This window comes from Mycobacterium sp. IS-2888, from assembly GCF_001954215.1.
Taxonomy (GTDB): Bacteria; Actinomycetota; Actinomycetes; order Mycobacteriales; family Mycobacteriaceae; genus Mycobacterium.
The window spans coordinates 1-12228 of sequence record NZ_MBET01000007.1 but is presented as its reverse complement, the minus strand read 5'-3'; the positions used below and the strand labels follow the sequence as shown (position 1 = coordinate 12228).

11 protein-coding genes and 1 pseudogene are annotated in these 12228 nt (G+C 69.4%); 5 read left to right on the top strand and 7 right to left on the bottom strand.

The features are described from left to right. Window positions 1-10: 10 nt before the first annotated feature. From pimB to A5745_RS00515, 4 genes are all read right to left on the bottom strand, one after another. Window positions 11-1153, bottom strand: a complete 1143-nt coding sequence (pimB, locus tag A5745_RS00530; protein ID WP_076114745.1) for a GDP-mannose-dependent alpha-(1-6)-phosphatidylinositol monomannoside mannosyltransferase — start codon at window positions 1151-1153, stop codon at window positions 11-13. Window positions 1154-1163: 10 nt separating this feature from the next. Next, a complete protein-coding gene (locus A5745_RS00525) occupies window positions 1164-1988 on the bottom strand; it encodes a hypothetical protein (protein WP_076114776.1) in 825 nt (274 codons plus the stop codon). Window positions 1989-2028: 40 nt separating this feature from the next. Beyond that, entirely contained in the window at window positions 2029-3183 is a 1155-nt protein-coding gene (ripC, locus tag A5745_RS00520; protein WP_076114744.1) for a peptidoglycan hydrolase RipC, read from the bottom strand. 186 nt (window positions 3184-3369) lie between these two features. Continuing rightward, window positions 3370-3624, bottom strand: coding sequence for a hypothetical protein (locus A5745_RS00515; RefSeq protein WP_076114743.1), 255 nt, complete (start codon window positions 3622-3624; stop codon window positions 3370-3372). 143 nt (window positions 3625-3767) lie between these two features. Between A5745_RS00515 and A5745_RS00510 the strand changes: the two are divergent. After that, window positions 3768-5591: pseudogene (locus A5745_RS00510) on the top strand (DEDD exonuclease domain-containing protein); the annotation flags it as partial. Here A5745_RS00510 and trpD read toward each other — a convergent pair. After that, on the bottom strand, window positions 5529-6632 hold the full coding sequence (gene trpD / locus A5745_RS24910; protein ID WP_076114742.1) for an anthranilate phosphoribosyltransferase: 1104 nt from the start codon (window positions 6630-6632) through the stop codon (window positions 5529-5531). The pseudogene A5745_RS00510 and the gene trpD sit on opposite strands and share 63 nt — an antisense overlap. A 139-nt stretch (window positions 6633-6771) precedes the next feature. Here trpD and A5745_RS00500 point away from each other — a divergent pair, with 139 nt between their 5' ends. From A5745_RS00500 to A5745_RS00485, 4 genes are read left to right on the top strand one after another with little or no spacing between them, the layout of a single operon-like run. Continuing rightward, window positions 6772-7383, top strand: a complete 612-nt coding sequence (locus tag A5745_RS00500) for a heme-copper oxidase subunit III (protein ID WP_076062325.1) — start codon at window positions 6772-6774, stop codon at window positions 7381-7383. Between the two features lie 34 nt (window positions 7384-7417). Beyond that, entirely contained in the window at window positions 7418-8293 is an 876-nt protein-coding gene (locus A5745_RS00495; RefSeq protein WP_139329372.1) for a cytochrome c, read from the top strand. Continuing rightward, the gene (locus A5745_RS00490; RefSeq protein WP_076062424.1) at window positions 8290-9501 is read left to right on the top strand and encodes a ubiquinol-cytochrome c reductase iron-sulfur subunit; all 1212 of its coding nucleotides are present in this window, start codon (window positions 8290-8292) and stop codon (window positions 9499-9501) included. Before A5745_RS00495 ends, A5745_RS00490 begins: the two co-directional genes overlap by 4 nt. Beyond that, the gene (locus A5745_RS00485; RefSeq protein ID WP_076062321.1) at window positions 9498-11153 is read left to right on the top strand and encodes a cytochrome bc complex cytochrome b subunit; all 1656 of its coding nucleotides are present in this window, start codon (window positions 9498-9500) and stop codon (window positions 11151-11153) included. The genes A5745_RS00490 and A5745_RS00485 overlap by 4 nt, the downstream gene beginning before the upstream one ends. A 105-nt stretch (window positions 11154-11258) precedes the next feature. Here the strand turns inward: A5745_RS00485 and A5745_RS00480 are convergent, their stop codons facing one another. Next, window positions 11259-11906, bottom strand: coding sequence for a DUF2561 family protein (locus A5745_RS00480; protein WP_076062319.1), 648 nt, complete (start codon window positions 11904-11906; stop codon window positions 11259-11261). Continuing rightward, on the bottom strand, window positions 11906-12228 hold a 323-nt coding region (locus tag A5745_RS00475; protein ID WP_217695257.1), incomplete at its 5' end, for an MmpS family transport accessory protein. The genes A5745_RS00475 and A5745_RS00480, both read right to left, overlap by 1 nt.

Sequence of the window (12228 nt, the reverse complement as noted above, 5' to 3'; positions counted from 1 at the left end):
TACCGAAGCACTAGCCGCGCAGCAGGTCGGCCAGCCGAGCCGCCAGCGTGTCCCAGCGCCACTGCGACATCACCCATTCGCGACCGGCGGCGCCCATCGCGGCGGCGCGGTCGCGATCGGTCAGCAACTCGGTGACGGCGTCGGCCACCTTGTCCACCGAACGGCCGTCGACCACTAACCCAGTCTTGTTGTGCTGCACTGCTTCTGGGGCTCCACCCGATTGCCCGGCAATGACCGGTACGCCGGTGGCCGAAGCCTCCAGAAAGACGATGCCCAAGCCCTCGACGTCCATGCCCGCGCCGCGGGTGCGGCACGGCATCGCGAACACGTCGGCCAGCGCGTGGTGGGCGGCCAGTTCGGCGGCCGGCACGCCGCCGGTGAAGGTCACGTGGTCGGCCACCCCGCACTCGCGGGCCAGCTTCTGCAACTCCTGCAGGTATGGGCCACCGCCGACGATCACCAGGGCCGCTCCGTCGACGCGTCGCCGGATCGACGACAGCGCCCTGATCAACACGTCCTGGCCTTTGCGCGGGACCAGCCGCGACAGGCACACCAAGGTGGGCCGCTCGCCCAGCCGGTAGCGGCTGCGCAGCTCGGCGCGGGCGGCCGGGTCGGGCCGGAACCGGTCGGTGTCCACGCCCGACGGCAGGTACTCCAGCGACGCCGCGGGGCCGAAGGCCGTCGCGAACCGGGACCGGGTGTAGCGGCTGACGAAGGTCACGACGTCGGTGCCGTCACCGATGCGGCGCAACACCGATCGGGCCACCGGAAGCATCGACCAGCCCACTTCGTGGCCGTGCGTGCTGGCCACCACCCGGGTAGCACCCGCCTGCCGGGCGCGCGGGGCCAGCAGGGCCAGCGGCGCGGCCGCACCGAACCACACGGTCTCGATGCCGTGCTCGGCGATCAGCCGGCGCATGCGCGCATCGACGGCCGGGCCGGGCAGCATCAGGGTGCCCGGGTGGCGCACGACTCGATAACCCGCGGCCGCGGCCGTCTCGTCGAACGCGTCGGCGCCCTTCCATTGCGGCGCATACACCGTCACCGAATGCGAGCCGGCATCCACAATCCGGCCGACGAACTCCCCCAGGTAGGACTGGATGCCGCCGCGTCGGGGCGGAAAGTCGTTGGTTACCAGCAGGACCCGACTCACCTGCGACAGGCTATAGGACCAGCCAATGCTTCCAGCGGGCGAGCAGTGCGGCCGGGTCGGTGCCGAGGACGTCGCGCACGGCGCCGGGCACGTCCGCATGCCCGGCCCCGCACGCGGCCAGGTAGAACGCCCGCAGCTTCGCGGCCCCGTAGGTATCGGCGACGAAGCGGGCGAACCACCATGCGCGGTCATACCCCGACGAACGCTGCGGGCCGGGGGTATCCAGATCGGCGTCCGACGGCAGGGCCACGACGGCCTCGGCCGCCTCGGCGGGCACCGGGCCGGGTGGCCGTGCGACGAAATCGGCGACCCCTTCGGTCAGCCACCTGGGCGCGTCCAGGGCGGTGTCGATGCGCGCCGCGTAGTGAAAAAGCTCGTGGGTCAACACTATTCGCAGTGCGGGTTCGGTCATGTTGGCCGCGCCCGGCGCGAATACGATCCGCTGGCCGACCGCAGCCCGGTGCGCGGGATCGACGCGGTCGACGACCGTCACCGCCGCGATGTCGGCCCATTGTGCGGCCGGGCCGCCGCCGGCGGCGGCGCGAAACTCGTCGTCGGAGCCGGTGGCGACCACCGAGATGTCGCGCGGCCAATCGATCCCCCAAAAGGTCTCGACGGCGTCGACCGCCGCGCCGATGTTCGACGCGATGCGCGACAGCAGACGATCGGTGGCCGGACCGCCGCCGCCGAGCAAACGGACCGCCCGGTCGCGGACCACCATCGGCGCGGACGCGGCCGGCGGTGTGGGTCGTTGCGGGGCGTCGGGCGCCGGGTGGACTGCCGACTGGGATGCCGCGGCTGCGACGAACTCACCAGCAAAGACACAGGCCAGCAGGATTTTCAAGCCTCGCCGGCGGCTGGGCCGGCCCCGGCGCTCAGTAGCGGCGGGCGTCGTGGACCGGGCCAGCGGAATTCATCGGCACCACCCGCACGGGCTGGCCGTAGGTGGAGGAATGGATCACCATGCCGTCGCCGACGTAGAGGCCGCTGTGTGACGCGTCGTTATAGAAGGTCACCACATCGCCGGGCTGCAGATCCGACAGCGCCACCGGCTGACCGCCTTGGGCCTGCGCCTGGCTGGAGTGCGGCAGCGAGATGCCGGCCTGCTGGAAGGCCCACATCACCAGTCCCGAGCAGTCGAACCCGCCGGGCGCCGCACCACCCCACACATAGGGCGAGCCGACCTGCGTCAGCGCCGCCTGCACAACCGTCGCGCGGTCACCGCCGCCGACGCCGCCGCCGGGCTGTGGTCCGAACAGTCCGCCGGGGGGTGGAGCCTCGCCCGGCGCAGGGCCGCCGGGCTGCGGCGCACCGGGCGGCAATGCGTCCGGTGCCGGCGCGCCGGGCGCCGGAGCAGCCGCGGGGACGGGCCCGGGGTCGGCGAGCGCGGTCTTCTGGCCTGGCGACAGGGACATGTACTGCGATTTGACGACGGCGATCTGCACCTGCAGCTGGCTCTGCTTGGACTGCAGGCTGGCCCGTACCGCGGCCGCCTGCTCGGCCGCGCTCTTGGCGTCGGCGGCGGACTTCGCGGATGCCTGCTCGGCCTTGGCGGCCTGCTCGCCGGCCATCCGGAAACCCGCCATCTGCTCGCGCATTTGAGTCGCCATCAGCCGCTGCACGGCCATCTTGTCGATCAGCCCCTGCGGCGATCCCGCGGTCAGCATGGCCTCCATGCCGTCGACGCGGCCACCCATGTAGGTCGCGGCGGCGAGCTTGTTGACGGCGGTCTGGAAGGTCGCCAGCTTGGCCTTGGCCCCGTCGACCGCGGCCTGGTCGTCGGCGTGCTTCTTCTCCGCCGCCCGCTGCGCGCCCAACTTCGCGTTCAGGTCGAGCTGGGCGCTGTGCATCGCCTCGGTGGTCCGCTCAGCCTGACGCGATAGCTCATTGAGCTTCGCCATCGCGTCGTCCGCAGGATCGGCCGCCGCGCTCGCGGCAAGGGCGCCCGCAAAAACCGTCGAGCCCGCCAGTATCCCGACCACCAAACGTGTGAGGGCACGCGCAATCGGATACTCAGAGCCGAAACTCAAGATTTGCTTCCTTAAACGGCCATCGACGCATCGCGGTCGAGCTGGTTTAGGTCTCAAACAGGTTACGAAACGATATAGGTGTTTGTCTAAACCAGATCGTTAAGAAATTAGAAAGAATTCTGTCAATTCTTTGTGAACGACAACCGGTGTGCGGCTACCATCCAGGAGTTTTGGCGCACAGGGCAATTACGCCACCCCGGAGCCGCGATCGCGGTGGATCGGGACCAGCCGCAACCGAGGCGCCAGCCCGACTTCGGCGAGCACGTCCAGCGCGGCGCGTTCATCCTCCAACAAAGTTTCCGGTATCCCGAGTAGCACGCTGACCACACAATCGCGGCAGCCCGGACCGCGCACCGCGCAGTCGTCGCAGTCGATCACCATCGGTTCGCCGTGCGCGGACGTCGCAATGCGGGTGTGGTCGGGGCCGCTGCTGTGTGCCATCGGATCGGTCCTCTCGCTTGCGCTCCGGTCGGGCTGTCCACACGCTAACCGCGGACACCGACAACTTTCGGCGCCCGACTCCCCCGACTCCGCCCGGCGTGGGAACACGGCCGGTGTCGGTGCGGGTGCTTAACGTCACGCACATGGGTGTGACTGGTGGGACTCAGCTGAGTTTCGCCGGCCCGGACTGGACGCCCACCGACGAAATCCCGTTGCGTGAAACCACCTTTGTCGTGGTGGATCTGGAGACCACCGGCGGGCGCACTCGGGGCAGCGATGGAACACCGCCCGACGCGATCACCGAAATCGGGGCGGTGAAGGTCCGCGGCGGCGTCGTGCTCGGCGAGTTCGCCACCCTGGTCGACCCCCAGCGCAGCATCCCGCCCCAGATCGTGCGGCTCACCGGGATCACCACGGCGATGGTGTGCGACGCCCCGACCATCGACGCCGTGCTGCCGATGTTTCTGGAGTTCGCCGGCGGCTCGGTGTTGGTCGCCCACAACGCCGGGTTCGATGTCGGATTCCTGCGGGCCGCCGCGCAGCGCTGCGAAATCCCTTGGCCCCGACCGCAAGTGCTGTGCACGGTCCGGCTGGCCCGTCGGGTGTTGAGCCGCGAGGAGGCCCCTAGTGTGCGGCTGGCCGCGCTGGCGCGGCTGTTCGCCGTCGCCGCACAGCCCACGCACCGGGCCCTCGACGACGCCCGCGCGACCGTCGACGTGTTGCATGCCCTGATCGAGCGGGTGGGCAATCAGGGTGTGCACACCTTTGCCGACCTGCGCTCGTATCTGCCCGACGTGACCCCGGCCCAGCGTCGCAAAAAGGTGCTCGCCGATCCCCTGCCGCACCGCCCCGGGGTCTACCTGTTTCGCGGGCCGGCCGGCGAGGTGCTCTACGTTGGGACGGCCGTCGACCTGCGCCGCCGGGTGAGCCAGTACTTCACCGGGGCCGATCCCCGCGGCCGGATGAAGGAGATGGTCTCGCTCGCCACGGCGGTCGACCACGTCGAGTGCGCGCACCCGCTCGAGGCCGGCGTGCGCGAACTGCGGATGCTGGCCGCGCACGCCCCGCCCTACAACCGCCGCTCGCGGTTCCCGCACCGGTGGTGGTGGGTGACGCTGACGGACGAGGCGTTTCCGCGCTTGTCGGTGGTGCGCTCGCCGCGCCACGACCGCGCCGTCGGCCCGTTTCGGTCTCGCGCCGATGCCGCCGAAACCGCCGGCCTGCTCGCGCGGTTCAGCGGAATCCGAACCTGCACCGCACGGCTCGCGCGCGGTGCGCGCCATGGGCCGGCCTGTCCCGAGGCCGAGGTGTCGCCCTGTCCCGCCGCCCGCGACGTCACGGCCACTCAATACGCGGCGGCCGTGGCCCGCGCCGCCGCCCTGATCGACGGCCTGGACAACGGCGCGCTGAACGACGCGGTGCGTCAGGTCAGTGTGCTCGCCGAGCGTCGCCACTACGAGAGCGCCGCACGATTGCGCGACCGCACCGCCACCGCCGTCGAAACCCTGTGGCGCGGGCAGCGGCTGCGGGCCCTCGCCGCGGTGGGCGAGCTGATCGCCGCCGCACCGGACGGCAACGGCGGCTACCACCTGGCCGTCATCCGCTGCGGCCAGCTCGCCGCGGCGGGCAACGCCAGACGAGGGGTGCCGCCGATGCCGGTCGTCGACGCCATCGCGGCTGGCGCGCAATCGATCCTGCGCGCCCAGGCCCCGCTGGGCGGCGCGCTGGTCGAGGAGACCGCCCTGATCGCGCGCTGGCTGGCGAACCCGGGCGTGCGCGTCGTGCGGGTGGCCGGCGACGACGGCTGGGCCTCGCCGCTGCGGTCGGCCGGACCCTGGGCGGCCTGGGCGGCCGCGGCGCGCTCGGCGCGGCTGGCATGCGAGCAGGCCCTCCGGGATTGGGACTCAGAGCTGCTCGCCGAACCGCACCCAACGCGCGAGCAGCTGTTCGGCCGCGCCGGTGTCGATGGCGGCGCGGGCGCGGGACAACCCGTCCTCCCACGCCGGCAACCATTCGGCGCGGCTGGATAGCCCGGCATGGGCGACGATGGCGCCGGCGGCGTTGAGGACGACGGCATCCCGGACCGGTCCCGCGGCGCCGGCCAGCACCGCGCGCGCCTCCGCCGCGTTGGCTTGCGCGTCGCCGCCCAGCAGCTCACCGAGTTCGGCGCGGGCGAACCCGAATCCGGCGGGATCGAAGGTCAGCCGGTCCACCGTGCCCGCCTGCACTCGCCAGATGGTGCTCGTGGTGGTCGTCGTCAGCTCATCGAGCCCGTCGTCGCCATGCACCACCAGCACACTGGAGCGCCGCGCGGCGAACACCCCGGCCATCACCTCGGCCAGCTCGGCGAACGCGCAGCCGATCAACCCGGCCCGCGGCCACGCCGGATTGGTAAGGGGCCCAAGGAGATTGAACACCGTGGGCACTCCGATCTCGCGGCGCACCGCGGACGCGTGCCGGTACGACGGATGGAACACCGGCGCAAAGCAGAACCCGATCCCGACTTCGGCGAGACTGCGCGCGACCTGCTCGGGCCCGAGGTCGATGCGCACCCCGAGCGCCTCCAGCGTGTCGGCGCCGCCCGAGAGCGACGATGCCGCGCGGTTGCCGTGCTTGACCACCGGCACGCCCGCGGCCGCGACCACGATCGCCGCCATGGTGGACAGGTTGACGGTGTTGACCCCGTCCCCGCCGGTGCCGACGATGTCGACAGTGTCGTCGCGGATCGCGTCGGCGGGCATCCGCAGCGCGTGGCTCAGCATGACGTCGGCCAGCTCGCTGACCTCCGCCGAGGTCGGGCCCTTCATCTTCATCGCCACCGCGAACGCGGCGATCTGGGCCGGCGCCGCGTTTCCCGTCATGATTTGGTCCATCGCCCAGGCGGCCTGACCCCGGGTGAGCTCCCGCCCGTCCGTCAGGCGAGCCAAGACCTGCGGCCATGACGACGCCGAGCCGGCGGGGCCCGGTGCGGACCCCCCGGGAGGCGAAGTCTCGGATGACAGAGCCACGCGCTGATGGTCCCACGAGTACCAACCGCCCCCCAACCGCCGCCGGAGGCAGGCCGAGAGTGCCACCGGCACGACGCGCGAAACGCCAATTTCAGACCCGGGTAGAGTTCGACAACTACAAAGCGTCATACTTGCGGATGTGACCAGCGCTGTGGGGACCTCGGGTACTGCGATCACGTCACGGGTGCATTCGCTCAATCGCCCAAACATGGTCAGTGTCGGCACCATAGTGTGGCTTTCCAGCGAGCTGATGTTCTTTGCTGGACTGTTCGCGTTCTACTTCACGGCCCGCGCGCAGGCCGGTGGGAACTGGCCGCCGCCACCGACAGAGCTGAATCTGTACCAGGCCGTCCCCGTGACGCTGGTGCTGATCGCCTCGTCTTTCACCTGCCAGATGGGGGTTTTCGCGGCCGAACGCGGCGACGTTTTCGGGCTGCGCCGGTGGTACGTGATCACGTTCCTGATGGGCTTGTTCTTCATCCTGGGTCAGGCCTACGAGTACTACCACCTGACCACGCACGGCACGACGATCCCTAGCAGCGCCTACGGCAGCGTGTTCTACCTGGCCACCGGCTTCCACGGGTTGCACGTCACCGGCGGGCTGATCGCATTCATCTTCCTGCTGGCGCGCACCGCGATGACCAAGTTCACCCCGGCGCAGGCGACCGCCAGCATCGTCGTCTCCTACTACTGGCATTTCGTGGACATCGTGTGGATCGCGCTGTTCACCGTGATCTATTTCATCCGATGAAGGCCGGCGCTTTCGCAGGGGCTTTGAAAGAGGAATGAACAGGAGTGCTCGGTTGAAGCGACTGAGGTCTATCCGATCCGGTGGCAGCAAGCCCCGGGGTCCGCGGAGTGATCGCGCGCGGCGGCGGTTGCGCCGCCGATTGTCGGGCGGCCTGCTGCTGCTGATCGCGCTTACCGTGGCCGGCGGGCTGGCCGCGGTGCTGACCCCCCGGCCGCAGGTGGCCGTTGCCGATGAGTCGTCCTCTGCGCTATTGCGCACCGGCAAACAGCTTTTCGACACTTCCTGTGTGTCCTGCCACGGCGCTAACCTGCAGGGCGTGCCCGACCACGGGCCAAGCCTGATCGGGGTCGGCGAGGCGGCCGTCTACTTCCAGGTGTCGACCGGCCGGATGCCCGCCATGCGCGGTGAGGCCCAGGCCCCGCGCAAAGACCCGGTCTTCGACGAGGCGCAGATCGACGCCATCGGCGCCTACGTGCAGGCCAACGGCGGCGGCCCGACCGTGACCCGCAACCCCGACGGCAGCGTCTCGATGCGGTCGCTGCGCGGGAACGACCTGGGCCGCGGCGGCGACCTCTTCCGGCTCAACTGCGCGTCGTGCCACAACTTCACCGGGAAGGGCGGGGCGCTGTCATCCGGCAAGTTCGCGCCCGACCTCGGGCCCGCCAATGAGCAGCAGATCCTCGACGCGATGCTGACCGGCCCGCAGAACATGCCGAAATTCTCCGACCGCCAGCTTTCCTTCGAGGCCAAGCGAGACATCATCGGCTACGTGCGGACGGTCGCCGAAGAGCGGCAGCCGGGCGGCTACGGCCTCGGTGGCTTCGGACCCGCGCCCGAGGGCATGGCGATGTGGATCATCGGGATGGTCGCCGCCATCGGGCTGGCACTGTGGATTGGGGCGCGATCATGAGCGACGGCTCGAACATCCCCACCGGCTCCGACACCGACAGGGGCGCCGGGCCGGCCCAGGAGCCCAATGAGGCTGCGCTGGCCGAGATGTCGAATGACGAACTGGTCGCGCTGGGCGGCAAGATCGACGGCGTCGAGACCGTCTACAAGGAGCCCCGCTGGCCGGCCACAGAGACCAAGGCCGAGAAGCGCGCCGAGCGGGGTGTGGCCCTGTGGCTGTTGCTCGGCGGTTTCTTCGGGCTGGCGCTGCTGCTGATCTTCCTGTTCTGGCCATGGGAATACAAGCCGAGGGAAGCCGCGGGCAGCTTGTGGTACTCGCTGACCACACCGCTGTACGGCCTGACCTTCGGGCTGTCCATCCTGGCGATCGCCGTCGGAGCGCTGCTGTTCCAGAAAAGGTTTATCCCAGAAGAGATTTCGATCCAGGAACGCCACGACGGCGCCTCCCGCGAAATCGACCGCAAGACGGTGGTGGCGAACCTCACCGACGCCTATCAGGGTTCGACGATCGGGCGCCGCAAGCTCGTGGGGCTGTCGCTGGGCTTGGGCCTGGGCGCATTCGGCCTTGGCACCCTGGTGGCGTTCGCGGGCGGCCTGATCAAAAACCCGTGGAAACCGGTGGTGCCCACCGCGGATGGCAAGAAGGCCGTGCTGTGGACGTCCGGCTGGACGCCGCGCTACCACGGCGAGACCATCTATCTCGCGCGAGCCACCGGTTCGACCGACAGCGCGCCGTTCGTCAAAATGCGCCCGGAAGACATGGACGCGGGCGCAATGGAGACGGTGTTCCCGTGGCGGGAGTCCGACGGCGACGGCACCACCGCGGAATCACACGAAAAGCTCACCGCGATCAAGCTGGGTGTGCGAAATCCGGTGATGCTCATCCGGATCCGGCCCACCGACATGTCCCGCGTGGTCAAGCGGCAGGGCCAGGAAAGCTTCAACTTCGGCGAGTTCTTCGCATTCACCAAGGTGTGCTCGCATCTGGGTTGCCCGTCGTCGCTGTACGAGCAGCAGTCCTACCGGATCTTGTGCCCGTGTCACCAATCGCAGTTCGACGCACTGCATTTCGCCAAGCCGATCTTCGGCCCGGCGGCGCGTGCGTTGGCGCAACTGCCGATCACCATCGACACCAACGGGTATCTGGTCGCCAACGGCGACTTCATCGAGCCCGTCGGACCGGCATTTTGGGAGAGGACGACGACATGAGTCCCAAACTGAGTCCACCGAAGATCGGCGATGTCCTGGCCAAACAGGGCGAGGACATCGACACCCGCTATCACCCGTCGGCGGCCGTGCGCAGACAGCTCAACAAGGTCTTCCCGACGCACTGGTCGTTCCTGCTCGGCGAGATCGCGCTCTACAGCTTCATCGTGCTGCTGCTGACCGGTGTGTATCTGACGTTGTTCTTCGACCCGTCCATGACCGAGGTCACGTACAACGGTGTCTACCAACCACTTCGCGGTGTCGAGATGTCGCGCGCTTACGAAACGGCGTTGAACATCTCGTTCGAAGTCCGGGGTGGCCTGTTCGTCCGACAGGTCCACCACTGGGCCGCGTTGATGTTCTCCGCGGCGATCATGGTGCACCTGGCCCGCATCTTCTTCACCGGAGCGTTCCGCCGGCCGCGCGAGGCCAACTGGGTCATCGGCTCGCTGCTGCTGATCCTGTCCATGTTCGAGGGCTACTTCGGTTACTCGCTGCCCGACGACCTGCTGTCGGGCATCGGGCTGCGGGCCGCGCTCTCGTCGATCACCCTGGGCATGCCGGTGATCGGAACCTGGCTGCACTGGGCGCTTTTCGGCGGCGACTTCCCGGGTGACATCCTGATCCCGCGCCTCTATGCGATCCACATCCTGCTGATACCGGGAATCATCCTGGCGCTCATCGGATTACATCTGGGATTGGTGTGGTTCCAGAAGCACACCCAGTTCCCCGGCCCGGGCCGCACCGAGCACAATGTCGTCGGCGTGCGCGTGATGCCGGTGTTCGCCGTCAAGTCCGGCGCGTTTTTCGCCGCCATCGTCGGTGTGCTGGGCCTGATGGGTGGGCTGCTGCAGATCAACCCGATCTGGAACCTGGGTCCCTACAAGCCATCTCAGGTGTCGGCCGGTTCACAGCCCGACTTCTACATGATGTGGACCGAGGGCCTGGCCCGCATCTGGCCGCCGTGGGAGTTCTACTTCTGGCACCACACCATCCCCGCCCCGGTCTGGGTGGCGCTCATCATGGGCCTGGTTTTCGTCCTGCTGACCATCTATCCGTTCCTGGAAAAGCGATTCACCGGTGACTACGCGCACCACAACCTGCTGCAGCGACCGCGGGACGTCCCGGTGCGCACGGCGATCGGTGCGATGGCGATCTCCTTCTACATGGTGCTGACCCTGGCCGCGATGAACGACATCATCGCGTTCAAGTTCCACATCTCGCTGAATGCGACGACGTGGATCGGGCGCATCGGGATGGTGATCCTGCCGCCGTTCATCTTCTTCATCACCTACCGCTGGTGCATCGGGCTGCAGCGCAGCGACCGCGCGGTGCTCGAGCACGGCGTCGAGACCGGCATCATCAAGCGGCTGCCGCACGGCGCCTACATCGAGCTGCATCAGCCGCTCGGCCCGGTCGACGCACACGGCCACCCGATACCGCTGGAGTACCAGGGCGCGCCCGTGCCCAACAAGATGAACCGGCTGGGCTCGGGCGGAACGCCGGGTCACGGCAGCTTCTTGTTCGCCGATCCGCCGTCCGAGGACGCGGCGCTACGCGAGGCGACCCACGCTGCCGAACAACGCGCCCTGACCGCGCTGCGGGAGCACCAGGACAGCATCGTCGGTTCCAACGGCGAGCACGGCGAGCACTAGCCGGGCGCCGCGGTGTGCGCGGGTGGCGCCCTGCGCGCACACTCAACGCCGTCATCGCACACTGGCCGATTGACGGGCGGCTAAGCCCGGCAGCCGCTAAGGCGATCAGCGCTCGGCGGCGAGGCCGCGCAGTTGCCTCACATAGAACCACTCGACCGCCGGCATCGCCGCGGTGACGAGCCCGGCCAGCACGTAGCCGGCCCATGACGCGCCGTCGTGACCGACTGCCATCAGGTACGTCGCGGCCGCGACCGCGATCAGCGCGGCACCCATCGTGCCCGCCAGGATCACCGTGCCGCGCAACCAGACCCGGTCCACCGCCGCGCCGGACCACTCGGCCGCCGGCTCCGCGGACTGCACGGTGTGCGCGCGTGCGCGTTCCGTCGCGGTGCGTGCGCCGGGCCCGCCCGGCCGCAGCGCGGTTCTCCCCAACGCGCGCGCCGGGGCGGTCGCCGACCGGACGGCCGGATCGGCCTGAGCCATGCGCCGAGCCCGCACCAGCACCGGGATCGCGCCGGCGATGATCAGCGCGGAAACGACGATCACGGCATACAACACCCACGTGGTGTGCGAGCCGCCCCCGGCCGTTCGGTGAAAGCCGCGGCCGAGATCGGACAGCGCGACGGCGGCGGCCACGCTGACGCCCAGCAACACCAGCCAGATCGCCGCGCACGCCCCGATCACGATGCGGTCGATGACCTCCGGCGGGATGGTGTCCGATCCGCGCCGGTAGGCGGAGTATCTGCTGACCATCAGCAGCTCGTCTGCGGTGAGTCGTTGTTGTTCGACGACAGCACCGCCCCGTCGCTGGTGGTGATCGAGCAATTGAGCCTGCTGAGCCGGAACAGACTGGACGCCTGCACCGATCCGACGTCCGACGTCGAGATCGGTGTCACCGTCATCGACCACGGGATGTACACATTGTGCTGGGTGCGAGACCGTCCGGAGGCGTCGACGTAGGTCACCGAAATGATGTCGCCCGGCGCTTTCGTGCCGGTCACCGAGTAGGTGACTTGCCGCGGCCCGGGCGGTGGCGGCGGAGGCGGCGGGGGCGCTGCCGCCGTTGGGCTGGGCG